Source organism: Pseudomonas sp. OST1909 (genome assembly GCF_015277575.1).
Classification (GTDB): Bacteria; Pseudomonadota; Gammaproteobacteria; order Pseudomonadales; family Pseudomonadaceae; genus Aquipseudomonas; species Aquipseudomonas synxantha_A.
Map to the genome: position 1 here is coordinate 4,291,655 of NZ_CP063780.1, position 24,327 is coordinate 4,315,981.

Genomic DNA, 24,327 nt, shown 5'->3' on the forward strand with positions numbered 1-24,327 from the left:
AGCACCTACATCGCCATTCACGGCGGACTCCCGTTCGAGGTCGCGACCATCATCTGCGCAGCACAACCGCCAACAGCGAACGCGAAGCTCATCGGCTTGGTAATCGCCCCTCATCTGCTCCAACAGCAGCCTGCCACTACCCTGGCTACGCTGGCGCGCCTTCGCTCAGTAGCCTAACGCGCCCGCAACTCTGGGCGCTATGGGCGAAACAGTAGGGCATGGCGTCAGCAATACCGCTCAGTGAGCTTGAGCATTTCTACTATGTGATAGAGGCAGTGAAGGCTGGATTGGGCATAAGCGTGATCCTCTGGCCGCTGGTGATGGATGATCTGCAACAAGTTCAATTGCTTGCCCCCTTTTGCTTTATCGGTAGTGGCCAGTCCTATGTGGTAGTAAGACGGCAGACGTGTTCGGCACGCGCCGAGCACTTTTGCGCATGGCTGGTCAGCGAGGCGCGGACGACGCCTGTGCCGGGCGACACCAGCTAGCTGACAACGCCGGATAGCCCGAGCCACTCGTCAAGCGTAGAGGTCATTGGCTAGCGACTACCCCACCCTACCGCACTCAAGGCCTCTCCGCAGCAGCCAGCCAATCGCCGATACCTGAAACGCCAAGAGATAACAGTTCATCTTGCGCTGAAACGACTCGTTGCAACATTGCGCCTCCATCCACCTCTTCCCACTCCTCTGCTTCTGCAAATAATTGCGTAAGCAACTGGGTGAGATTTCCTCCGCGGTCATACATATGCGCGCCCTTACCTCGCACATAGGCGAGATACAGTTCGAAGACCACAAGCGCCTCTCCAGGGTCTCGTTGCGCAGTGACGCTTAACCACTCATCAAGCCCATGAATGTATGCACCGACACCACTGCTACCCATCTCAAGCACGGAGAAGTAACGACGTACAAGATCAGAAGGTATGCCCGTTACATCACTACAAAACAATTGTCCCACTCGCTGCCCAATAACATCTGAATGCGTATTGAGTGACAACCCATAGTCGAGTCCAGCAATGCACTGCGCTCTGTACCGGGCAAAATTCTGGGCGTTCGCCCAAACGGCTGAAGCCCCCTGCCATGCGGCAGCATCATCTATCTCAGACAGCTCAAGCATCAGCTCCGAAGTCCGGCCAACATCCGACAAGGCGGCCAAAGCAGATATTCGCCCCCAGGTCTCAAAATCTTTACCCACCCCCTCCAAACGAAGTCGCGCCAACCATTTAGAAACTCTCTCAAAATCAGTGCGATAGGAGTAATAAAGACATTGCTCCGCCCCTCCCCAAAGTCCCGAGGTATTGCCTTTCATACATCGATCGAACAATTCCCAGCCTATACCGGAGTCCAGACTCTGCAGATACGCCAAACGCCGGAGTATCACGGCGGCAATAGCCGGATCACCTTCATCAGCAAAGTCGAACAAGAGACGCAGCAATGAATCAGGCAGCGCATTACCACTCTTCAGAAAGTTGATGGTCAAAATCACCAATGCCTCGGCAATATGACCGCGAGCCATATTTATTCCAACGTCGAGATGATCAACCCCATCACCGCTGATAGAAGCTTCTTCTCGCATTGTCAAAAAACATGTAGCAAATTTTATCATCCGTTGAGCTTGGTCAGCATCTTCGACCACATTGGCACATGCGTTGAGGGCGTTAGAAGCCGCGCGATTGTGCTGCCAATACTCTGAGTTAAGTCCAAGCTCGTGAATAACTTTCCCAGCCAATGAGGCTCCATCTATAGTTACAAATGGCGTCCAAGAATCCCCTGATTGCAAATTGCCGTGAAGATGGGCCAAGCAATTGCCCGCACCACTCATAATTGCATCGCGAAAAACTGACGAAAGATCAGCCCCGCTGTCCGTCATAATCCCCAGGAAACGATCAGGGTCACGGGACGCTGCCTCCCGCAGCATTGAAGCCACCTCACCTTCACCACCGACCAAGTGCTCCTCGAAAGCACGCTGATATCCGGTGTAATGCATAAGAAGCTGCAACACTCCGCGATCACTGATTTCAAGGAATACGCTATATGGGAAAGGCGCCGTAACCATCCCGCTCCAAGCCTGAATTGGGGGGCCTTCATTAAGGACGCCTTCGCGCTCAATTGCATCATCAAGTAAAAGCTGAGCACCGGCGGGTCGCAGATGACATGGAATGCACGCAATCAACCGCGCCTGTACCCCGTTTGCCCATAAAACCTCTCGCTCATCTCGTTCAATACCCTCGGTAATCGCGAATAATGCCGCCACCACAGAGTCCTGCTTACTTGAGTCAAAATGCACAAACGCGACCTTGGCAAGACAGCCAAGCTCGTATAAAAACTCACACTCCACCAGCGGCTCGATACAAAATAGCCGAGCAGCAATTTCAGAATTGGTAGACGGGTTTTCTATACAAGCCATTAATCCAAAGTAGCGCAGAGCTCCCTCATGATTAAAACAGAGGCGTTCCCGATTGCTTCGCCACCACTCTGAGTCAATTAAGGCATGACTGAGCACAGCCCCTTCGACCGCTCTCAATAGTAAATGCATAGAATCTTCATGCTGAAAATCACTGTGGGACCGGATTGCTCGGTGAGAAGTGCTCCGCAAAAAACCCGAGCTTCCAGCAGCCCAATCGCCGATTTCAGATATTCGAATTTGGCTCCAACCTTCTATAGAAGGTATTGCAATATTCAACAGGTCCACTGAAGACTTCATGCGCTCGGCGATGTAATTTTTACATTCAGCACCGAACTCATGATCCCGCCACCTTAGCTTGGTGCCAAAATGATGAAGCTCTCGCACGTCATCCTCTGTCACATCACCCGTAATGAATGCCCAAAGCACATCATCTGATAAGACGCCAGCGTCAACGCAACGTGCGATAGAACGTCCTAGGTAGCTGTACTCCTGTATAGGCATACGGAGCAGCGCCTCAACCAACTTACCCGTAAGAGTGGCATGTTCAGACGCTACATCGGATAGCAAGAAGCCCAGTCCGCCAGCGACAAGCCCTCTATCCATCCAGTCCGCCTCAAGCAACTCAGTCCAGAAAGGCAATATTAGTGATGGAGCGTGATTCACCCACAATGAAGATCTGTGCAAATGCGTCATCAGGCCTTCTTGGTCGCGCTCCGCCCTTAGCAGAGGCACTAAATGCGCGAACCAGAACGCCCCCCACTCCATCGCTTTGCCTCGCAAATAGATGATCTGAAACACATCTTTGTAATCTCGGCGGAGATCGCGAAGCATCGGCCAGTCATCACTATGGGGCGGCCGGTCAGCGAATGACTCCGCGACCAATCGACGCATATGGAATGGGCACTGCCCCATGAGAACAGCCCGCAACTGAGTTCGAAACAATCGGCGATCACCAGCAGCCAACTGCGCCACGAAACTTCGGATAGTTGGTCTGACAAATGGTACAGGTGACAAGCTCTGAATGAACTCATTCAACGTCACCCCCCTTCGAATCGCTGAGCTGATCACTAGCACATCAAGCAACGTCTGGTGACCAAACCCGACTCGCCCATCCATAGCCTGGTGCAGCACGTTGTGACTGAGTAGCACACGCAAAACACCCTGGGAGCCGCTGAATCGCTGCGCAGGAATAGTGAGGCTGCGGGTCCGGAGCATCTCGTCGGCAACTGACTCTATCGCTTCAAGCGCTGTGATGCCCAAATTCGCATCAGCATGAACCAGTGTATCCAGATACCGTTGCGCCAGCGCCTGACTAGTTACAACGCTAAACCCACCCCCCAATTGTGCTAGCTCAATAAAAATTGCAAGTTCACGGGGATTCGAGATGAGTTGACGCGTTGGCGCATCCACCCCAAAAATATCAATGCCGAGTGACTGTAGCAATGGAGATACGTCACAGTTCCAATCCAGGGGCTGACAAGCTAGCTCGCACTCCCATACTCGCGACGCCAAACGGCGGTCATAGCGCCTATCAAAATCACGACAGGCTGTCAGCACTGTCACGTTGCTGATCAATAACAACCTATCGATCTGTGCCAGGAAATACGTCAACGCCGCGTGCTCCCGCGAGATCGACAATACATCAAGAGAATCAATAACAATGGCGACCCGAGCATTGTCTGCAAGACGTGCAACCTTTTCCACCCAGTCCTCGTACAGGCCCTGAGCGTGGCGGTCTTGGGCCGTTGCAAGGTCAGCAAACTCTCGGGACTGTATGAATAGAGGCACTATAGAACCGTCACCCTCAGCCAGGAGTTCCAGTGCTTCTTGCACTGCCAGAAGAGCGCAGGTTTTCCCCGCCCCAGGCAGCCCGGTGAGCAGTATTGAGCGCTTTCCGTTATCGATGGCAGAAAGCATGTCGTCAACAACACGAATTGGGAGCCGCCTCCCACCCATCTCGCGCCGCCAATTCCTACCGATAGCAGAAATTTCATCGAGAGAGGCACGAACCTCAGACACGTTCATATGCGGCGCGAGCATCGACCCTGATTGCTGAAGCAGGCCGAGAAGGTCCTCTTTTGTCAAACGATGTTGAACTGACGCCGCCTGTGAATCACGCGAGGGCATTCGTGAACCCAACTGATCGAGCCGGTACCAAAGTGCATCGTAAGCGGCCTCCGCATTGGTTGCCAGAATGCGAAGCCGCTCGAGCAACGACTCTTCCAAATCGTTGAAATCATTTGTGTTATGGAAAGTTGTGCGACGTAGAAAGTCATACGTGCGAAGCGATACAGCGGCATTAAACGTAGCACTTAAAGAAGCATCGATTGTCGCGTGCTCGTTCGTAAGGCTGTTCCGGTAGCTGCTCTCATCAGGCTGCGTTGCGCAATGCTCTCGCAGCTTAGCAATATGACCAAACGTACCGCGCGAATAGAAACGCACCTCTGTGTTCAGATCCCCCACCAACAGGCGAGAAGCCTTCTCGAACTCACCGGACAGATCAGCAACCGTCCAAGGTTTGAAATCCGGCTGATTCTTCTTGCATTGACAGCAAATGATTGAGCCGTCGGACTTTCCGACAACCACGTCATCCACCAACCAACGAGTGGAGTCGACCTCCAGCCACTCATAGTCGGCGTCGGATAGCATCGAAATGGCAAACCACATAGCAATCAGCGTCTGATAGCTATCCCCTCGATTTGAACGAATACCTGAAAGACTCATTAGCCACCTAAAAAGGCAATAGAACGTGAAAGAGCCAGCTCAAGTGGTTGACAATGCCGACATTCAACAATGCCGTAACATAAAAAACGCAGGTCCGCTGCTTCCGAGCGTAGACGCATAAATCACAAGAGGTCGATATGTGACAACCTCCTCAATGCCCAGAACATTGAATGCTCCGGGCAGTGAGGATCATAGATTTAACGAGGCGACCAGTTAGTCTGTCCAATGGAGATCATTTCGTTCGTCCGCCCATAGCGCGCTTTCAAAATCGCGGAAATCCCAAGATCAACCGTGTCCAGATGCGGCAGCATCATCGAAACATACGTCTCAAACGTCGGATGTTTGGTCCAGTAGCCAGACTCAATCGCCGAGCGAAGGGACCGATCAAACCAACCCCGAGTGACCATGAGCAAACCTAAGATGCGATCCTCTTCATGTTCGCCATTGGTCATTAGATGGTAACCGTCCGTTTTCATACGCTCGCGCTGCACGTATATCCCTGGCCGGTAGCCCAACTCTTCTTCAGCTTCCATAAAACGCTCATGGATCTCTCGATGCGTTTTCTGATCAGGCTTGTGATCGGACGCGAAGCGAAAGTCACAGTATCGGCAGTGGCTCACACCTTGATGTCCATCCGGCGTATCAACATGCTGACTGATTGTGCGGTCAAACCAACGGCTCAGCTCATGATAATTCCGCGCACCACAAATCTCGACGGCAGCCTTATCGAGGCGCTTGCCGTGAGAAAGATCAGGGAAGTTGATTCTGAGTTGCTTAGCGTGGCGCTTGACGCGGTGAACATCAGCAAAAGTGATGGTGTTTTGCATTTCAGCCTCCGGGGCCGGGCCTAGTGTCCACTACGAGAACCCAATACAGGGCGGTTGGTACTGTCACGGTAGAGCGCGAGCTTTGCCATTAGTGGACGGCTGGCACCTACCGGGTGCCTTGATTGAATCCTATGTCATTCGCTCCGCAGACCGCAAGCACAGCGGGCTGAGAGCCAGAAGAGCAACTGTTCGGTGGTTGATTCAATGCTTCCGCATCTGGGCTGCACGGTAAGCAACCTAAGAGCGCTAGGCGCAAAAATGTAACCCTATGCGTCGACCGACTTAGCCATCAGACGCCCCACCACTGTCGTCTCTGGCCCGAGCGCGTTTTGCTGCTTCGCAAATCCCCGACATTGGTCGCCATTCTGCTGACTCGAACGCAGCCGTTCGTTGGATGATACCCACGACAGCTACCGGCACCTGCCTCATGACCCCCAACACAGCCGTTCAATCAAGGAACCCATTCAATGCGTCCACTTTTCATGCAGGGTATCGATCATATGACAGCGACCTTCCCCTTTGACAAAAGCCTATTCCCACCCGATTGAAGCGGCGATCCGTTGGAGTGATTTACACCGCTCAGAAGCCTTTATCCTAGCCCAACTTGGCGAGCGTCTACGCTCGACCAAAGATGACTTCCCCGCTGGCCGAAGCTGTATTTGAGCAGCGAACGACTCTACTGCAAGCTTTACAACGGCGAGCTACCCTTAGGCAAGCGCGGTGTGGTCTGTAAGGACCTGAGCCTGGCCGACGCCCGGAGTTGACGCCCCTCCTACATTTTGATCGCATTGCATCAGCGAGACAGCTGTCGTTTCAGCCCTCCAGCGGCCGCGCTTCAATCTCGATCAACCTTCCGGCAATGGCCACCCGCTGACGTTGATCCACGCTGCGAGCTTGTCAGCCCCCTCTTACATAAACTTCGGGTTGCGTCCGATGAGCCTCGCCGCTAACCTTCGCGGGTCGCTGCAAAATCAGCGGACGGGTGTGGAAGCCCGAACTCTCCAGGCGTATAAGCGCCCATAGCCTTAGCGGGCGCTTTTTTCATGCTCGCTATAAAGTGTTATGGCGGCTGTGCGCGGGGCACTTTCGAGTGCGCCGGGGTCCTGGAGTCCGGTCTTCCACACCTGCGTACAGTCGCCACCCCATCATGTGGAAGTGATTGTGGCGGCTCCTCTAACTCCAGGAGCAACCGTATGAAAAAAGTCACACCCAATCCCCCGTCATCAACTTCGGATGACAACCCACAACTACCTCCCGATGTCATCTTCACCGTCCGCCCCGGACTCAGCACGGAAGCCGCCTTGAGCAATGCCAGCGAAATGCTGGAGTCAGCGACTGTCTGTGCCTACGACTGTGCCGAACAGCTCGATGGTCAGAGCCGCAAGCACGTGCTGGCGGTGGTGCAGCTGATCGAGATTGCGCAGTTGCTGGTCGATGAAGCGCTGAACCGGGAATGCCCGGTGGCCTGATGAAAAAACGCAAATTCATCAAGCAATAACGTTCCTATGTGGGAAGGGGCTTGCTCCCGATGAGGTAGTGTCAATCAATACATCTGTGACTGACCCACCGCCATCGGGGGCAAGTCGAATCGTCGCACCGCCCCTCCCACATTTGGATCGCATTGCATCAGTGAGATAGCTGTCTTTGTCAGCCACTACTTGCTGCTTTCAAAAAAGCACTCGCCTAACTGAACGGAACCACCGCCTCTGCCTCCACCTCGATCAACCATTCCGGCAACGACAACCCACTGACCATAATCCACGAAGACGGCGGCGGGTTGTGTGCGAAGCGCTGACGCAGAGCCTCAGCAATCGGCTCCTGCTGATCTCGTGCAGTTTCGACGATATACAACCGCAGCATGATCACATGGGACAGATCGCCCCCCACCTCGGCCAGCACTTTTTCGACATTGTCCAATGCCGTGGCCGTCTGCTCGGCAATGCCTGGGCCCACCGTGCGCTCTTGAGCATCCACGCCCACCTGCCCGGAAAGCATGATCCGCCGACCATCCGGCACTTCCATGGCCTGGCTGAAACCGTATTGCAGGGAGTTGAATACCGTCGTGGGATTAATAACCTTTCGTTGCATGACCAATCCTTGTTTGTCAGTAGGAAGACAAGGCTAACCCAGAGAAACTGCCCACACTGACGGTTCAACATCCAGCAACATGTTCATGGATGAAGCGCTGGCCTGATGAATAAACGCAAATTCAACAAGCAATGACGTTCCTATGTGGGAGGGGGCTTGCTCCCGATGAGGTAGTGTCAATCAATACATCTGTGACTGACCCACCGCCATCGGGGGCAAGTCGAATCGTCGCACCGCCCCTCCCACATTTTGATCTCACTGCATCAGTGAGGTAGCTGTGCCTGGGAGCGCGGGCCAGGCTACCAGGTGCCCATCGTCAGGCTGTGCGGTGAAAACTCTGCGAACTGCCAGCGCAGTGCCAAGGCTGCCGGACGGCGGACCACGTGCTCCACCGTCACCGTCCACAAGCGCTGCGCGCCCTCAAACTCGGCCACTGGCGGCCCGCTGAGAATCAACGATGTACGCCCCGCCACTTGCAGCACGTCGCCCGTCTCAAAATCCACAAACAGCAACCCCGCTACCGGGTTGGCGTGCAGGTTACCGAGGGTGTTGAAGAACAGGTTGCCGGCAAAATCGGGAATGGTCAGCACGTTGCCTTCTACCCGCACAAACCCCGTGTTGCCGCCGCGATGGGAAACGTCCACCGAGCGTTCGCCGTGCTGGTCCACGTAGCTGGCGACGAAGAAGGTGTCAGCGTTGCGGATCAGCGTTTGGGCGGCGGCGTCCAGGCTGGTGCTGCGCTCCGCTGTATCGCCAGGTTTGCGCGCAATCCCAGCGACAGGCCGCAGTTGGATGTACTTGGGGCAGTTGCCGAAGGTGTGCACCACGTTCACCGCAAAGCCGTCATGATCCAGCGCTCCGATCCGACCGTTCATGCGGTTGCGACGCCGGGTGCCGAGATCGATGCCGAGCAGGCCAACGGACGCGCCATGAGTGATGCCAGCCCAGGCCGGGTCGCTTCTGGCGGGCAGGCTGTCGATTTGCAGCGCCTGTGGATCCGGTGAATGGGCAAACCCTGGCGCGCCCTCCAGCATGGTCGCCCAGGGGATACCCTGTTCGTCCACCACACCCAGAATGAGGTAAGGCAACAACGGATAAAAATCACGATGCTGCTCGGGCAAATAATCACGAATGACCTTCGGCCCAATCATGGCCATGCGTTCGGCGACGCCTGCACTTTCCTGCAATTGCCGTTCGCCGACATGCCAAGGGGATTGTTCGATCGAGTTCATGGCGATCACCTCTGGTTGGATAACCGAATGCTGCGCCTACCCAACCCTGCAGAGAATGCCCACCCTGGGCAATCCACTATTACGCCAACTGAAATGCCGGATGTTCGCGCAACGCGGTGACGCAGTAGTCGACAAAACTGCGCACGCGCATCGGCGCATGGCGGCCTTCGCGGTAGATCACATGCACCGGCAGCGGCGGCATTTCAAAGGCCGGCAAGACACGACGCAGTTGGCCATTTATGAGGTGATCATGAACCGGATAACTGAGGCAACGAATCACCCCCGCGCCCTGCACCGCCGCATTGATCGCGCCTTGGACCGTGGCGCAACTGAGGCGGGCGCGGGCGTTGAGGGTGTAATGCAGGAAATCCCATCGCAGCGCTTCGGCGCTGGCAATCAGATGATGTTGCTTGAGGTCGGCCGGATGCCGGGGCTCGCCTTTGGCCGCCAAATACGTGGGGCTGGCGCACAGCAGGGTGCGCACCTGGCCGACCTGCCGTGCAATCAGCGACGAGTTGGGCAGCTCACCCACCCACACCGCCACGTCAAACCCCTCTTCGTGCAGGTTGGGGTAATAGTCGTGGTAGTTAGCAGTGACACGCACCGCCGGGTAGCGATCCATGTAGCCGGCCAGCAATGGCGCCATGACATAGCGACTGAACAACAACGGCAGGCATATCCGCAGGTTGCCCTGGGCGTGCACATGGGCGCCGTTGGCCGAGGCTTCGGCCGCATCCACCGCTGCCAGCAGGCGTACACAGTCGGCAAGATAAGCCTGGCCTGCATCGGTGAGGTTGACCCCGCGTGTGCTGCGCTGCAGCAACACCACCCGCAGGCGTGCCTCCAGGCGCGCAACCGCACGTACCAGGGTCGGGCCGGAGACCTGGGCACGGCGTGCCGCCGACGCCAGGCTGGGTTGCCCGGCCAGCGCGACAAACAGCTGCATATCGCGAAAGCGCTCCATCAGGTGCGCCGCTTCGTCGCCGGGTTCAGGGCCGGGTCCTGCCCGAGGCGATGGCTTAAGAAATCCACAAAGGTATTGACCTTGGCCGGTATGCGACCGTTTTGCTGGAACACCACGTGGATCGGCAGCGGCGCCGGTTCGAAAGCCTCCAGCACCAGCTCCAGCTCACCCGCCGCCACCGCTGCCGCCACCTGATAGGACAGCACCCGCGTCATGCCCCAGCCCAGCCGCGCCAGGTTGATCGCGGCATTATTGGCCGTGACGATCAGGCGTGGCTCAATGGGTACCTTGAGTGGCCGCCCGGCGTCGACGAACGTCCATTCACTGACCAGTTGGCTGGACGATGAGGAGACGATCCTGGCTTCCCGCAATTGCTCAGGCCGCTGCGGGCGCCCATGTTGGTCCAGATAAGCCGGCGATGCGCACACCACCCGGCGCACTTCGCCGACCTTGATCGCCTGCTGCCCGGGTTCGTGCAGATGGCCGATACGCACCGCTACATCGACGCCTTCATCGGCCATATTGACCACACGGTCGACCAGCAAGGCACTGATGTTCACCAGGGGGAACTGGTCCAGGTACTCCCCCAGCACAGGCGCCACATACAGCTCGCCAAACAGCACCGGTGCGGTCACTGTCAGGTGACCGCCGGGGATGGAGTAACTGCCCGCTGCCGCTTCCTCGGCCTCTTCCAATTCGGCGAGGATGCGCCGGCAATCTTCCAGGTAACGCTGGCCGGCTTCGGTCAGGTGCAGGCTGCGCGTGGTGCGCGCCAGCAGTTGCGTACCGATGCGCTGCTCCATAGCGGCAATGGCGCGGGTCACGCTGGGTGGCGAGGTCTTCAGGCGGCGCGCAGCAGCGGCAAACCCCTCCTCCTCGGCCACCGCCAGGAACACCTGCATTTCATGAAATCGGTCCATCGGCATCCCTTGATCGTTACTGTGATTGCAGCCCCACCGCCGTGCGCGGCATAGCGATAAACCCCGGCAAGGCTTCGATACTGGCAAGCCAGGCACGCACCTCAGGGTAGTCGGCCAGCGACACGTTGCCTTCCGGCGCATGGGCCACGTAGGTGTAGAACGCGATATCGGCAATGCTTGGCTGATCGCTGGCCAGAAAGCGGCTCTCGCCCAGCTGCTGCTCCATCACGTTCAGCAGGGCATAGGCTCGGTTGATCGCGCTGACAGTGTCCACCTCGGCGCCAAACACCGTGGCCAAGCGCGCCGTGGCGGGCCCAGCATGGAGTTGACCAGCGGCGGCTGAGAGCCAGCGTTGGACCCGCGCTTGCCCGATGGGGTCGCTTGGCAACCACTGCCCTTTGCCATAGGTACTGGCAAGGTAGACCAGAATCGCATTGGAGTCGGCCAAGACAGTACCGCCGTCATCGATCACCGGTACCTGGCCGAAGCGGTTGAGATTAGCAATGAATTCGGGCGTTTTATGCGCACCTTGCTTGAGGTCCACCAGGATAAATTCATTGGGCAAGCCCAGCAGGGACAACATCAGCTCGACCCGATGGGAGTGGCCGGACAATGGAAAACCATAAAGTTTGATCGCAGGCTGGGTCATGAAAGGCTCCAAAAGAATGGGTATCGACGCCAGGCATATTCCACTGCCGCCTCAGTCGGCGGAATGACCAGAATTTACAATCCAGCATTTCATTGGGCGAAACAATCACCTGTCCAAAATTCTCGGCGCCGGCGTCGCAATTTCATGAAAAAAATTCAAACTATCGTCCTTCCTATCGTTCACACCTTCACGTGCAACGTTAAGTAGGAGGCGACATGCAATACCGACAACTGGGTCATTCCGGCCTGCTGGTATCGGAAATCATCCTGGGCACCGTGCCCTTTGGCGGTCGTGCGGAGTTCGAAAAATGCGGCGCGGTGGACGTGCCCCTGGCCAAGCGTATGTTCGATATCGCGTTCGATGCCGGGGTGAATATGATTGACACCGCTGACCTCTACTCCCACGGCCTGGCCGAGGAGGTAGTCGGCAAGGCGCTGGGTGACAAGCGCAACGATATCCTGCTGGCTACCAAGGGCCGCAGCCCGGTGGACCAGAACCCGAACAATTCCGGCTCATCGCGCTATCACCTGATTCGCGCCTGCGAAGCCAGTTTGAAGCGCTTGGGCACTGACCATATCGACCTGTACCAACTGCATAACTGGGACGGCATGACGCCGATCGAAGAGACTCTCGAAGCCCTGCGCCTGTTGGTCGGTTCGGGCAAGATCCGCTACTTCGGCACCAGTAACTTCACGGCCTGGCAGATGATGAAAACCCTGGGCAAGGCCGAGCTGCACGGCATGCTTAAGCCCATCACCCAGCAGATCTACTACACCCCGGAATCCCGTGAAGCCGAGTACGAATTGCTGCCGCTGGCCTTGGACCAGCACGTCGGTACTTTGGTATGGGGCCCGATGGGCGAAGGCTTACTGACCGGCTCGACCCGACGCGGGCACAAGCCGCCGGCCAATACCCGCCAGGGCAGCGGCTGGCCGGAACCCTATGTGCATGACCAGGAGCGCGCCCTGGACATTATCGAAACCCTTGCCGCCGTCGGGGATGAGCATGGCGTCTCGGTCGCCCGTACCTGCCTGGCCTGGCTCAAGGATCGGCCGGGGATCACCTCGCTGATCGTCGGAGCGCGTACCGAAGAGCACCTGCGCGATAACCTTGCCGCGACTGAACTGAAGCTGACCGAGGAACAATCGTCACGCATCGAGGCGGTCACGCGTCGTCAGCCGTTGTATCCCTATTGGCATCGCTTTACGGCCGGGATTGATCGTTTTGATCCTGCGGAACAGCCGTTCCTGGCCGAGCACCAGAAGACCATGGATGCGCGCAAGGACAAGTAAACACAGCCCTTACTGTGGGAGCGGGCTTGCTCGCGAAAGACGTCAACGATAACGCATGTTTCCTGATTAAACGTGGCGCCTGTGCGTTTTTCGCGAGCAAGCTCGCTCCTACAAAGAACCTTAAGCCCGCGCCCACATTTTTGGGTTGCACCGAATAGCAATGCTGCCTATATTTGCCGCCTGGCGCTCTCCACGCCACCTTCCGCGGAAAGGGCTGCGCCCAGGACATCACAGCTCTACCTCATTTCTACGACTCCCAACCTTGAAGCGGAAAAGGTTCGAACAAGGAGCTCGTATGTCGCAACGCCCTTTCGCCTCAAACACCGACGGCCGCCTCAACCTTGAGCAGCAGCGCAAGCGCGCCAAGGAACTGTTGTCGCGCCTGAAAAGCCAAGACCCCAGCGCAACCTTGTCCCAGGCGCAATGGCAGGTCGCCAAACAGCTGGGCTTCGCCAGTTGGCCCAAGCTCAAGGCCCACGTCGACGCCATCGACTTTGCCGCCCGCCACCCTGGTTTCGAGGCCAGCGATGAGTCCCGTACCACCCATTGGCGCTGTGGCAACGATATTGCCCACAGCCTGCAACTGGCCGGGTTCAAGGGCCAGTTCCGGATGCTCACCGACCCGTTGTGCATGGGGCCAGTGCGTGAACTGCCCAGCGAAGCGTTCCGCGCGATGCGCAGTACCTTTATCAGTCAGGCCTTTGCCCTTGACCCCACTGAAGTCGCGCATCGCGTCAACGATGAATACAACCAACTACAAGCCTTGACCAACGCCGATCACAGTGTGCTGTGGTGCGAGGCGGACGCCTACGATCAATTGTTTCTGGTGCGCGCCCTGGCCGGCCTTGAACAGGCGCCGCGCAAGCTGGAGCTGATTGAGGCCGGCCGCATTCCCGGAGTCGAGCGATTTATCGGCATAGGCCAATTGGCCCCCGATGTGCTGGCCTGGCTCTGGCCGCAGCGGCGCTTGATCGACGACGACGCAGTGCAATTGGCCAAACGGGCCTGGTCGGCTTACTGCGACAGCTCACCGCTCAAGCTCGCGGAACTGGCCCGTGGCAATCACCCTGCCCTGCCTTTTCTGGCGCCGGCGTTACAGCGCCAGCTACAGGAGTTGCCGGGTATCGAGGACGGTTTGTCGCTGACTGAACGTTTGTCCCTGAGGTATATCGCCGAGGCCGGGCCTGTGCCTTTCGGCCGGGTGTTTGCCGAGTTGATGGCCAAGCGCGAGCCGCTGCCTTTCCTGGGCGACATGATGTTCCATGCGCTGCTGCGCCCATTGATTGATGGGGCGGCGCCGCTGCTGATCGAGTCCGAAACGGGCGTGGAGTGGCCGCGCCGCGTATTGGCGTTGACGCCACTGGCGCAGCAGGTGCTGGACGGCGACGCCTGCTGGCTGGACCACGCCAGCCATGAGCGTTGGGTCGGCGGTGTGTGCCTGCGGCCACGGCAAGCTCATTGGGCACTGGGCCTTGCTGATCAGCCCGTCTGGCTTGACTGATGCTACGCGATACGATCAGCGCTTGGGAAACAACCCCACGGCACATGCCACCACAGTCGGGTCGCCCTGGTAGACCGCCCGCGGGCTCATCGAAGGCTGGGGCGACCGGCCGTCCACGGCGCGCAGCATGGGCCACTCAGCGGTCGGAGAACTGTGTGCCGGATCGACGATTTCCATGCAGCGACGCAGGGAGGTGAAGTCTGGTGACTGTGACAACGACAGGTGCAGGGTCTGGCTGACCGAGACCGACACCACAGAGCGCTGCGCACATTGCCCGTCATAGATCAGCGTGTGGCGGATCAACGGGTTGTCATGGCAGTACTTGAGCAGGTTGACCTGCCGCGAGTGCACTAGCGCAGTGTTGATGATCAGCAGGTCAAACGCCACAACGCCCGAGCGTGTCAGTGCCTGCAACTCGTCGAACGAACTCAACGGCGCAATGCGGTGATAGCCCAGCTGGTTGAGCATTTTCTCGATCTTGATCCGTTGCAAAAGCTCTGCATCGGCAATCAGAAGGCGTAACGCTTTATTGGACATAGGGTAAACCTGACAGTTGGGCATCCGCGTCGATCATTCAACGCTGAGCAAAGTAACCGTCAGGGGTGAACCCTGACTTTAAGGCGATTCTGAAACGGCAATCCGGGGCACACCGTACTTTTAAGAATCGCCTCAAAGCCTTCGCGCCACTCGCTATCTACCATGGGCTGCGTTCCCTTACCCGACCATGGAATTGCCGTGTTCATGTTTCTACTCAGAATGGTGCTGCTCGCCTGCGGCCTGCTGGTGCTTGCGCCCCCGCCTGCCGATGCGGCGCTGAAGATTGAAGGCACCCGCCTGATCTATTTCGGCCAGGACAAGGCCGCCGGTATCAGCGTGGTCAACCAGGCCTCGCGGGAAGTGGTGGTGCAAACCTGGATCACCGGCGAGGACGAATCAGCCGACCGCACCGTGCCCTTTGCCGCCACCGAGCCATTGGTACAACTGGGCGCCGGGGAACATCACAAGCTGCGCATCCTGTATGCCGGTGAGGGCTTGCCCAGCGATCGTGAATCGCTGTTCTGGCTCAATATCATGGAAATCCCGCTCAAGCCCGAAGACCCCAACAGCGTGCAGTTCGCGATCCGCCAGCGGCTCAAGCTGTTCTATCGCCCCCCAGCACTCCAGGGCGGCTCGGCCGAGGCGGTGCAGCAATTGGTATGGAGCGGCAACGGGCGCACGGTAACCGTCAACAACCCCAGCGCCTTCCACCTGTCGCTGGTCAACCTGCGAACCGACAGCCAGACGCTCAGCGATTACCTGCTGCTCAAGCCCCATGAACGCAAAACCCTGACCGCGCTCGACGCTGTGCCCAAGGGCGCCACTCTCCACTTCACCGAAATCACCGATATCGGTTTGCAAGCCCGTCATAGCACGGCGCTCAACTGATAAATCACGGGGTATTTGAACCGATGTCACTGACCAAACGCTGTTTACCGCTTCTGGTGTTGACCTGCGCGGTCTTGCCCGCCACCAGCTACGCACTGGCCTGCCGCGAGGACGGCACCAACTCGATCATCACCCAGGAAGCGCTGGGCACGGCGCTGGCCGTCGCCGCCGACGCACCCAACGGCACCATCATTTGGGAATCCGGCCCGCGCTCGACCAATGTCATCTGCAAGGACGACTACCTCCACGGCCGTGAGGAAGTGTATTTCTACGTCAACCCGGCCAGCGTGAGTATCGGCACCGGGATTCGCGTGGGCATTCGCTATAACAACCAACCGATTACCCAAAGCACCGGTAAGGTCGGTACCGGTTTCTTCTCCGACCGAGGCTGCAATTTGTCCAACTGCGTGGGCTGGGACAAGGCGCGCTTCACCCTCAATTTCAGCGTGTTCATCGAGAAGTACGACCCCACGCCACCGAGCGGCCAGGCCAGCACGCTGACCTCTTACCGCGTATTCCAACTGGACGGCGTGCGCGGGCTCAACTCACGACCCAACAGCAACTTCAATTATGTGGTCACCGGCATGAACGATATCCGCTTCGTGCCTTGCACTCCCGAACTGACCATCAGCCCCAGCGTGGTCAACTTCCCCACACCTTCGCGCAAGGCCGCGATCGGTGAAGTCGCCAGCAGCGCGAACTTCAGCCTGAACCTGCGCAAGGGCTGCGACACGCCCTATACCGTCAGCGCACGCTTCGCCACCACGCCGGGCGGCGGCAGTGTGAACAATGGCCTGCTGGTGCCGGACAACAACAGCTCAGTCGGCATCTCGCTGTCTCGCGCCGAGAGCCAGCAGCAACTGCCCTTCAATAATTGGTTCACGCTGCAGGAACTGATGGGCCTGGGCCAGAGCCATGATGAATTCCGCGCCGACCTCAAGTGGCGCACCCTACCGATTCCCGGAGCGTTCGACGCTGCCGTAGTGGTGGATATGTACTACAAGTAGGTGATTTTTAAGGATCGTCTTATGCCACCGGCAAAGGCCGAGACGTAAAGTCTGCCGATGCGATTGAAAAGTTATCTGCTCCAGATCAACCCCGTCCTCTCCCGACCCGAAGCAGCCAGAAGGCTGCTTCGTATTTTTGCGACTGTGCTGCTGGTAGGCATCCTCAGCGGGGTCTATACCTTTTTGCTGTCGACCTTCAACAACGACATCTCCCAGCGCCGCGGCTACATGAGCAGCGCCATTGCCGAAGCCCATACCTTTTTCACCAACCGCCAAGCCCTGCTCGAAAGCCTGAGCCTGTCGGCAGTGCGCAAGCAGTCCAGGGTCTATCCGTCCTCGGCCGAAGAACAACACCTGGAATTGGGCGACACATCGGGCAACCAGTGGAGCATCTGGCTGACCGCACGCATGCGCGACTACCTCAAGGCCAAACAGCTTAACCTGCTCTATGTCAACGCCGGCCCCACCCCGCAAGTGATGCGCCTTTACGACGCCACCCCGCAGGTATTGCCGATTTCCAAATGCATGCTCAACCGCCTCAAGGCCCTGCAGCACACCGACCCGGCCACGCTTAACGAACTTTGGCTGAGCGACAGGACTGAACAGCACTCGCACCTGTATATCTTCATCCGCTTGGACGAGCGTGATCGCGACTCCGGCTGGCTCGGCCTGGAGATGGATAGCCGTGAAGTCTCCTCGACACTCAGCGACCAGAGCGCCGGCGAGTTCATGATGCTCAATTCCCAGGGCATGCTGGTGTTCACCAACAGCACCGATACACAGTTGAGCCAGCAACACCTGAGGCCCGGCGAAGACAGTTTTTTCGGTTTTGTCGGCAACGGCTGGCTACCCGACCACCTGGTGATTCGCAAACACCTGAAGTCCTCCGAGTGGCAGTTGATGTACTCCATCGACCTGCGTGCGGTGGTCACCGGCGTGTGGAAACAGCTGCTCGGTTCGCTGCTGTTCTGCCTGTTCAGCCTGACACTGATCTGGCTGGTGATGCGCCGCGTCGACCAGCGTTTCATCATTCCGTCGATCCATCGCATCCAGGCGTTGATCGAAAGCGAAGCCTTCGGCCGCGATGTGATCCAGACCGCTCCCGTGGCCCTCTGCGTGCTGCGCCGCACCGACGGCCAGGTGGTACTGGAAAACACCCTGGCCCAGCAATGGCTGGGTAACGGGCCGGAGCGCGAGGCGCTGCGCGCCGGCTGGATCGAGCAAGCCTTTGCCAACGGCCCTTCCGAGCGCAGTGACTACTTTGAAACCATCGACGGCCGTCACCTGTACCTGAGCAGTGCCCCGACCCGCTACAAAGGCGAAGACGTGCTGTTTTGCGCCTTCAGTGACATCAGTGCGCGCAAGCAGGTCGAGGCAGCGCTGGAAGAGGCGCGGCAATCGGCAGACGCGGCCAACGCGGCAAAAACCCTGTTCCTGGCGACCATGAGCCATGAAATCCGTACACCGCTGTATGGCGTGCTCGGCACCCTGGAACTGCTGGCGCGCACGCAACTGGATGCACAACAAAAGGACTACCTACAGGCGATCGAAGGCTCATCGTCGACCTTGCTGCAACTGATCTGCGATGTGCTGGACGTATCGAAGATCGAGGCCGGGCAGCTGGCACTGGAGATGGGCGAGTTCTCACCGCTGGACCTTGTGCATGAAATCATCCAGGGCTACGCCGCAGCGGCCCACGCCAAGGGCCTGCAGCTGTATGCCTGCTTCGATCCCAAGCTGCCGGAACGCCTGATCGGCGACGTAACGCGCATCCGCCAGATTCTCAATAACCTGCTCAATAACGCGGTGAAATTCACCGACTATGGGCGCGTGGTGCTGCGGGTCAAAGTGTTGGGCCGCGACGGGGAACGCTCCAGTCTGTTGTGGCAAGTCTCGGACACCGGCAAAGGTATCGCCCAGGAAGATCAGGCGATGATCTTCGAGCCGTTTTACCAGAGTGAGGGCAATACCAATGTGGTCGCCGGCACCGGCCTGGGCCTGCCTATCTGCCAGCGCCTGACGGAGTTGATGAACGGCAATATCCGCATGGTCAGCGAACTCGGCCTGGGCAGCAGTTTCAGCCTGATCCTGCCGTTGGAAGAAGCACCTGTTGCACCGATGACACCGTTGCTGGCCGAGACCATTTACGTGGCCTCGCCGATCCCGGAACTGGCAAACGCGATCGCCGGCTGGTTGCGCCGTTGGGGCGCCAGGGCCCAGGCCGGCTTGCCGACGCTGGCGGACACGCATCTGCTGTTGCAAGTGCACCCCGGCAGCGTTGACCCGTTACTGGTGCCCGAGTGGCCAGGGCCGGTGATTCACGTGAGCAGCAATGCCTGCCCCTGCGTAGAAGCCGACGCTGGCGCCTGGCACGTCAACCTCAACCACCTGGGAGCCATTCATCAGGCCGTGAGCCAGGCGCAAGGGCTATGGGTGGCCCGCGCCGATGAGCAAACGCACCAGCGGGACCTGAACAAACTCAACCTGCATCTGCTGGTGGCCGAGGACAACATCATCAACCAGCTGATTTTGCGTGATCAACTCGAAGAACTCGGCTGCACCGTGGAGCTGGCGGCCGACGGTCAGCAAGCGCTGCAGCTCTACACCGCCGGCAATTTCGACGTGGTGTTGACGGATGTGAACATGCCCCATATCAACGGCTATGAACTGGCGCGTGAACTGCGTCGACAGGGCTGCACGTTGCCGATTATCGGGGCCACCGCCAACGCCATGCGCGGCGAGGCCGACCTGTGCCTGGCCGCCGGCATGAACCATTGCCTGGTCAAACCCTTTGCGTTGCGGGCTCTATTCAACTCCCTGGCGCCTTATGCACGGATCCCCCATGAAGCCCCTTAGTATTCTGATTGTCGAGGACCATCCCCTGCAGCATATCTACCTGCAGAACCTGCTCAGCGAGTTGGGAGATTTCCTGCTCGAAACCGCCGAGGATGGCAAAGAAGCGCTGGAGCGCCTGCGCCAGCGGGACTTCGACCTGGTACTGACCGACCTGCTGATGCCCGGCATGGACGGCGTGCAGTTTATCCAGTGCCTGGCCAGCCTGCGCTGCAAGCCGGCGCTGGCGATCATGAGTGCGGCGTCACGGCGCATGTTGATGGGAGCCAGCCTGGTGGCGAAAAACCTCGATGTGGAAGTGATCGGGTTGATCTCCAAACCCGTGAACGCCGAGGCCTTGCGCACTCTGATCGACCAGCTCAGAAACAAGGTGCGCAAGCCCGCCCCCGAACTTCCCGAGCACATGGACATCGACCGTCACACGCTGGTGCAGGCCATGAGCAGCGGCCAGTTCCAGGCCTGGTTCCAGCCGAAAAAATCCCTGGCCAACGGCCGTATCGTCGCCGCCGAAGCCCTGGTGCGCTGGATGCACCCCGAGCAAGGCGTGATGCTGCCTGCCGCGTTCCTGCCGGCGATCAAGGCGTTCGAACTGGAGGAGCGGCTGTTGTGGCTGGTGCTCAAGCAAGCGATCCACGCCCAGGAACACTGGCGCCAGCGCGGCTATGAAATTCCAGTGTCGATCAACCTGCCGACCCACTTGCTCAACAGCCATGACCTGGCAGACCGTTTGCTGGAGTTCGTGCTGCACCACAATGGTATCCCGGGAATGATCTGCTTCGAGTTGATGGAATGTTCGGTGCCGCAGGACATCAGCAACTTCTACGCCGGCGCCTGCCGATTGCGGATCAAGGGGTTCGGTTTGTCCCAGGATGATTTCGGCAAGGGCTACAGCTCCTACCTCAATCTGGTGTCCACGCCCTTTACCGAACTGAAGATCGACCAGGCACTGGTGCAGGGCAGTCACGACAACGAAGGCATCGCCCAGGCATTGGCGAGCATTATCGCGCTGGGCCGCAAGTTGGGTCTGACGGTGGTCGCCGAGGGCGTGGAAACCCCGCAGCAATTGGCGCTGCTGCGCAAAATCGACTGCAATCAGGTGCAGGGTTTCCTGATCTCTCACGCCGTGTCTTCGGACCAATTTCAGCAACTACTGAACAATGATGGCCCCGCGACATCTCACTAGCTGGCGGCCGCGATCATAAGGAGTAAGCTCCATCCAGTGCCGATTTATCCTGCGCCTGCGGAAAACCTTGATGAAGCACAATAACGCGATTCTCGAAGCCTTTACCCGCAGCTCATTGCGCCTGAACAAAGGCTTGATGGTGTTGATGGGAGTCGCGTTGCTGCTGATGCTGACCAATTACTGGTCGCTGCACCGAGGCGTCGAAGTGCGCTACAGCGCGATGCGCTTTCACTTTGCGCGACTGATGGAAAACCTCGCAGAACAGCAAACCTACCTCAAGAGCCTGACACACCCCGGCATCCAGGCCGAACTGCTGCGCGCCACCCACGTGCAGGTCAGCCTTAAAAGCCGCATGGTCGACAACCGCCGCACACTGTACGAAGGCCAGAAGTATTCGTTTTCGGTGCCATTCAGCGTCAAGTTCGATGAACAGCAGATCAGCACCGCCGCCAGGCCGCCGATTTTTGCCCTGGGTGCGCACTTGACCAGCTACTACAGCGCCTTCTGGTCCTCGTCGCCGTACGAGGCACCGCAAACCTTTGTGCTCAATCGCCAGACCAACTACACCATCACCATTCCGTCCGTGGGCTACCGGCACCGGGAAAGCCCCGAGGATACCGACAACCCGGTGGCGCGGGTCAACGCCGTGCAGCAAATCCTTGCACAGACGCCGCAGCCGCTGGAGCAGAATCGGGTGTATTGGCAGGCCGGCCCCGAACCCGAGCATTTGCTGGCCTACATCGGCCTGCCACTCGACGCCCAGGGCCAGGCCGTGATCGGCACCCTGCTCGACGTGTCGCAGGTCGACGATGTACAGCGCGCGCTGAATCACTCGGCGTTTGACCGCTTTACCCTGATTGGCCCTGACGGCAACCGGTTGATTGGGCCAACCACCCAGGCGCAGCTCAGCGATGGTGTGCATTTCACGGCCGACGGCTTTGAATTCAAGGTCACCGAGGCAGGCGATCAGCCCTGGAGCGCGGTCTATGGCCTGAACTATTCGCACTTCTTTCACTCCGCATTGTGGCCGTTGAGCACCATGGCGTTGCTGCTGTTCAGCCTGATTACACTGGGTTGGGCCGGCAGCCGATGGTATCGACGCCAAGTGATCACCCCGGCACAACTGGCCCACGAACGCATCGCCGAAAGCGTGGCGTTCAGCCGCGTGATCATCGACACCGCCCCCACTGGGTTATGCGTGGTGCGACGCAGCGATGGCAAGGTATTGATCGAAAACCAGCGCGCCCAGCAATGGCCGGGCACCTCACGCCTGGTGGAGGCAATGGACGGTAAGCACGATGGCGCCGAGAGCGGTGAGACGCACTTGGAGATCGAAGGCCGGCACCTGCAGATCGGCTTTGTGTCGACCCGTTATCAGGCTCAGGACGTACGCCTGTATGCATTCAACGATATCACCCGACACATCGAAGACGCCCAGGCCCTGGAAGAGGCACGTCATGCCGCCGATTCGGCCAGCGAGGCCAAGACGCTGTTCCTGGCAACCATGAGCCATGAGATCCGCACGCCGCTGTATGGTGTGCTCGGCACCCTCGAATTGCTCGGCCTGACCGACCTCGACCCGCACCAGAAAACCTACCTGCACACCATCCAGCGCTCGTCCGCCACGCTGTTCCAACTGATCAGCGATGTGCTGGATGTCTCGAAGATCGAGTCCGGGCAAATGGCGATAGAAGCCGTGGATTTCTGCCCGTTGGACATGCTCGAAGACACCTTGCACACCTACGCCGCCTTCGCCCGGCGCAAAGGGTTGCAGCTTTACAGTTGCATCGACCCGCAGTTGCCGAGCTGCCTGATGGGCGACCCGATGCGCATCCGCCAGGTCCTCAATAACCTGGTGAGCAACGCCATCAAGTTCACCGACTTTGGGTGCGTGGTGATTCGTGCCAGGGTGGTGGGCAGCGACGCCAATAATGTCGACCTGGAATGGCAAGTCACCGATTCCGGCGTGGGCATTGCCGAGGCGCAGCAGGCCAAGCTCTTCGATCTGTTCTACCAGGCACCGGACACCGCCAGCGCAGGCGGCACCGGGCTGGGCCTGCCGATCTGCCGGTGGCTGGCGCAGATGATGGACGGCGAAATCCGCGTGGTCAGCGAGCCCGGGCTGGGCAGCAGCTTTACCCTGAAAATGCGCTTGCCACTGTGTTGTGGCGCACTGACCAACCTGCCGCTGATCGAACCCAGCCCGACGCCGGTGTACGTGCAGGCACCGGTACGCGAACTGGCGCAGGCAATGAGTGACTGGCTCAACCGCCTGGGCATCACCGCCGCCCTGGCCGCGACCACCCAGGACAAAGACAGTCACCACGCGGTACTGGTAGATCTGTTACCCGGCGAGCCCCCCAAGCCATGGGCCGGCCAACGTGTGCTCTGCCTGCCCGGTGCGCACAGCCCGCCGCTGCACACGGCGCAAGGCTGGGTGGTGGATATGCACGACATACGCACCATCGCCGCCACCGTATCACTGGCGCAGCACGGCAGGCACGAGCAACCCGCGGCGACCCTGCCACAAAGCGCCGGGCGCCTGGAGCTGCGCATCCTGGTAGCCGAGGACAACCCGGTCAACCAGGCGATCATCAAGGAGCAACTGGAGGCGCTCGGTTGCTCGGTGAGCCTGGCCGCCAACGGTGAACAGGCGTTGCAGTTATGGCAACCGGAGGCCTTCGACCTGGTGCTGACCGACGTGAATATGCCGTTGATGAATGGCTATGAACTGGCCAGAACCTTGCGTGAGCATGACCCCCTGTTGCCGATTGTCGGCGTGACCGCCAATGCAATGCGCGAGGAAGGCGTACGTTGCCTGGCAGTGGGCATGAACGCCTGGATCGTCAAGCCCTTGAGCCTGCAGACCCTGCGCGACCAGTTGATCAAACTGTGCAAGATCAAGTCGCCGGTTGAGCCTGACGCCCAGGTATTCGACGACCGCGTGCAACTGTCGGACAAGATGCGCCCGCTGTTCATCAGCAGCGTGCAGCAGGATGTGCAGCGCATCGGCGTGGCCCTGGTCCAGCGTGATGCCCGCGGCCTCGGCCAATTGCTGCACTCGATCGCTGGCGCCCTGGGCGCAGTGCAGGCACTCAGCCTGGCCCAGGCCTGCATCGAACTGGAAAGCGCACTTGACCGCGGCAGCCTCGACACAACGCTTGAGCTCAAGGTGAAGACTGTGATGCAGCGTCTGTCGGCCGTTCTGGAGACTCTCCAGCCCGGGCACTCTTCACTCACTTGAACTGGCACTACGGAC

At 58.8% G+C, this 24,327-nt stretch carries 17 protein-coding genes; 9 read left to right on the forward strand and 8 right to left on the reverse strand.

Features of this window, described 5'->3' with window-relative positions:
* Positions 1-218: 218 nt before the first annotated feature.
* A complete protein-coding gene (locus tag IH404_RS18485; RefSeq protein ID WP_194438716.1) occupies positions 219-488 on the forward strand; it encodes a hypothetical protein in 270 nt (89 codons plus the stop codon).
* 76 nt (positions 489-564) lie between these two features.
* On the opposite strand, the gene IH404_RS18490 is transcribed toward IH404_RS18485, so the two are convergent.
* Together IH404_RS18490 and IH404_RS18495 are read right to left on the reverse strand one after the other, a co-directional pair.
* Entirely contained in the window at positions 565-5,127 is a 4,563-nt protein-coding gene (locus tag IH404_RS18490) for an AAA family ATPase (protein WP_194438718.1), read from the reverse strand.
* A 197-nt stretch (positions 5,128-5,324) separates the two neighbouring features.
* Positions 5,325-5,954 (reverse strand): hypothetical protein, encoded by a 630-nt coding sequence (locus tag IH404_RS18495; RefSeq protein ID WP_194438720.1) that lies wholly within the window; start codon positions 5,952-5,954, stop codon positions 5,325-5,327.
* Positions 5,955-7,147: 1,193 nt separating this feature from the next.
* Between IH404_RS18495 and IH404_RS18500 the strand changes: the two genes are divergently transcribed.
* The gene (locus tag IH404_RS18500) at positions 7,148-7,423 is read left to right on the forward strand and encodes a DUF3077 domain-containing protein (protein ID WP_194438722.1); all 276 of its coding nucleotides are present in this window, start codon (positions 7,148-7,150) and stop codon (positions 7,421-7,423) included.
* A gap of 214 nt (positions 7,424-7,637) precedes the next feature.
* On the opposite strand, the gene IH404_RS18505 is transcribed toward IH404_RS18500, so the two are convergent.
* The 5 genes from IH404_RS18505 to IH404_RS18525 all read right to left on the reverse strand — a co-directional run bounded on the left by IH404_RS18505 (position 7,638) and on the right by IH404_RS18525 (position 11,807).
* On the reverse strand, positions 7,638-8,042 hold the full coding sequence (locus tag IH404_RS18505; RefSeq protein ID WP_005789567.1) for a Rid family hydrolase: 405 nt from the start codon (positions 8,040-8,042) through the stop codon (positions 7,638-7,640).
* Positions 8,043-8,341: 299 nt separating this feature from the next.
* Complete coding sequence (locus IH404_RS18510) at positions 8,342-9,274, reverse strand: pyridoxamine 5'-phosphate oxidase family protein (RefSeq protein ID WP_194438723.1); 933 nt, start codon at positions 9,272-9,274, stop codon at positions 8,342-8,344.
* 79 nt (positions 9,275-9,353) lie between these two features.
* A complete protein-coding gene (locus tag IH404_RS18515) occupies positions 9,354-10,238 on the reverse strand; it encodes a LysR family transcriptional regulator (RefSeq protein ID WP_005789571.1) in 885 nt (294 codons plus the stop codon).
* Positions 10,238-11,158: a LysR family transcriptional regulator gene (locus IH404_RS18520; RefSeq protein ID WP_005789573.1), complete on the reverse strand. Its 921-nt coding sequence runs from the start codon at positions 11,156-11,158 to the stop codon at positions 10,238-10,240. Before IH404_RS18520 ends, IH404_RS18515 begins: the two co-directional genes overlap by 1 nt.
* 16 nt (positions 11,159-11,174) lie before the next feature.
* A complete protein-coding gene (locus tag IH404_RS18525; RefSeq protein ID WP_194438725.1) occupies positions 11,175-11,807 on the reverse strand; it encodes a glutathione S-transferase in 633 nt (210 codons plus the stop codon).
* A 215-nt stretch (positions 11,808-12,022) separates the two neighbouring features.
* Between IH404_RS18525 and IH404_RS18530 the strand changes: the two genes are divergently transcribed.
* Positions 12,023-13,099, forward strand: coding sequence for an aldo/keto reductase (locus IH404_RS18530; RefSeq protein ID WP_194438727.1), 1,077 nt, complete (start codon positions 12,023-12,025; stop codon positions 13,097-13,099).
* A gap of 295 nt (positions 13,100-13,394) precedes the next feature.
* Positions 13,395-14,600 carry a DUF1835 domain-containing protein gene (locus IH404_RS18535; protein WP_194438728.1) on the forward strand — a complete coding sequence of 402 codons (1,206 nt, stop codon included), beginning with the start codon at positions 13,395-13,397 and terminating at the stop codon, positions 14,598-14,600.
* A 15-nt stretch (positions 14,601-14,615) separates the two neighbouring features.
* Here the strand turns inward: IH404_RS18535 and IH404_RS18540 are convergent, their stop codons facing one another.
* Positions 14,616-15,137 (reverse strand): hypothetical protein, encoded by a 522-nt coding sequence (locus tag IH404_RS18540; protein ID WP_005789584.1) that lies wholly within the window; start codon positions 15,135-15,137, stop codon positions 14,616-14,618.
* Positions 15,138-15,341: 204 nt separating this feature from the next.
* On the opposite strand from IH404_RS18540, the gene IH404_RS18545 reads away from it, so the two are divergent.
* From IH404_RS18545 to IH404_RS18565, 5 genes are all read left to right on the forward strand, one after another.
* The gene (locus tag IH404_RS18545) at positions 15,342-16,025 is read left to right on the forward strand and encodes a molecular chaperone (RefSeq protein ID WP_242462617.1); all 684 of its coding nucleotides are present in this window, start codon (positions 15,342-15,344) and stop codon (positions 16,023-16,025) included.
* Positions 16,026-16,048: 23 nt separating this feature from the next.
* Positions 16,049-17,032 (forward strand): fimbrial protein, encoded by a 984-nt coding sequence (locus IH404_RS18550; RefSeq protein ID WP_005789588.1) that lies wholly within the window; start codon positions 16,049-16,051, stop codon positions 17,030-17,032.
* 57 nt (positions 17,033-17,089) lie between these two features.
* Positions 17,090-19,888 (forward strand): ATP-binding protein, encoded by a 2,799-nt coding sequence (locus IH404_RS18555; RefSeq protein ID WP_194438731.1) that lies wholly within the window; start codon positions 17,090-17,092, stop codon positions 19,886-19,888.
* Positions 19,875-21,068 carry an EAL domain-containing protein gene (locus IH404_RS18560; protein WP_005789591.1) on the forward strand — a complete coding sequence of 398 codons (1,194 nt, stop codon included), beginning with the start codon at positions 19,875-19,877 and terminating at the stop codon, positions 21,066-21,068. The genes IH404_RS18555 and IH404_RS18560 overlap by 14 nt, the downstream gene beginning before the upstream one ends.
* A 70-nt stretch (positions 21,069-21,138) precedes the next feature.
* Positions 21,139-24,312, forward strand: coding sequence for a hybrid sensor histidine kinase/response regulator (locus tag IH404_RS18565; RefSeq protein WP_005789593.1), 3,174 nt, complete (start codon positions 21,139-21,141; stop codon positions 24,310-24,312).
* Positions 24,313-24,327 lie beyond the last annotated feature (15 nt).

What these genes read in the sequence shown, in the direction of transcription:
- IH404_RS18545 (WP_242462617.1), top strand. Translation starts at nt 15,342, where the DNA reads ATGTTTCTACTCAGAATGGTGCTGCTCGCCTGCGGCCTGCTGGTGCTT.
- IH404_RS18555 (WP_194438731.1), top strand. Translation starts at nt 17,090, where the DNA reads ATGCGATTGAAAAGTTATCTGCTCCAGATCAACCCCGTCCTCTCCCGA.
- IH404_RS18495 (WP_194438720.1), bottom strand. Translation starts at nt 5,954, where the DNA reads ATGCAAAACACCATCACTTTTGCTGATGTTCACCGCGTCAAGCGCCAC.
- IH404_RS18510 (WP_194438723.1), bottom strand. Translation starts at nt 9,274, where the DNA reads ATGAACTCGATCGAACAATCCCCTTGGCATGTCGGCGAACGGCAATTG.
- IH404_RS18505 (WP_005789567.1), bottom strand. Translation starts at nt 8,042, where the DNA reads ATGCAACGAAAGGTTATTAATCCCACGACGGTATTCAACTCCCTGCAA.
- IH404_RS18535 (WP_194438728.1), top strand. Translation starts at nt 13,395, where the DNA reads ATGTCGCAACGCCCTTTCGCCTCAAACACCGACGGCCGCCTCAACCTT.
- IH404_RS18530 (WP_194438727.1), top strand. Translation starts at nt 12,023, where the DNA reads ATGCAATACCGACAACTGGGTCATTCCGGCCTGCTGGTATCGGAAATC.
- IH404_RS18540 (WP_005789584.1), bottom strand. Translation starts at nt 15,137, where the DNA reads ATGTCCAATAAAGCGTTACGCCTTCTGATTGCCGATGCAGAGCTTTTG.
- IH404_RS18515 (WP_005789571.1), bottom strand. Translation starts at nt 10,238, where the DNA reads ATGGAGCGCTTTCGCGATATGCAGCTGTTTGTCGCGCTGGCCGGGCAA.
- IH404_RS18485 (WP_194438716.1), top strand. Translation starts at nt 219, where the DNA reads ATGGCGTCAGCAATACCGCTCAGTGAGCTTGAGCATTTCTACTATGTG.
- IH404_RS18490 (WP_194438718.1), bottom strand. Translation starts at nt 5,127, where the DNA reads ATGAGTCTTTCAGGTATTCGTTCAAATCGAGGGGATAGCTATCAGACG.
- IH404_RS18550 (WP_005789588.1), top strand. Translation starts at nt 16,049, where the DNA reads ATGTCACTGACCAAACGCTGTTTACCGCTTCTGGTGTTGACCTGCGCG.
- IH404_RS18520 (WP_005789573.1), bottom strand. Translation starts at nt 11,158, where the DNA reads ATGGACCGATTTCATGAAATGCAGGTGTTCCTGGCGGTGGCCGAGGAG.
- IH404_RS18560 (WP_005789591.1), top strand. Translation starts at nt 19,875, where the DNA reads ATGAAGCCCCTTAGTATTCTGATTGTCGAGGACCATCCCCTGCAGCAT.
- IH404_RS18500 (WP_194438722.1), top strand. Translation starts at nt 7,148, where the DNA reads ATGAAAAAAGTCACACCCAATCCCCCGTCATCAACTTCGGATGACAAC.
- IH404_RS18525 (WP_194438725.1), bottom strand. Translation starts at nt 11,807, where the DNA reads ATGACCCAGCCTGCGATCAAACTTTATGGTTTTCCATTGTCCGGCCAC.
- IH404_RS18565 (WP_005789593.1), top strand. Translation starts at nt 21,139, where the DNA reads ATGAAGCACAATAACGCGATTCTCGAAGCCTTTACCCGCAGCTCATTG.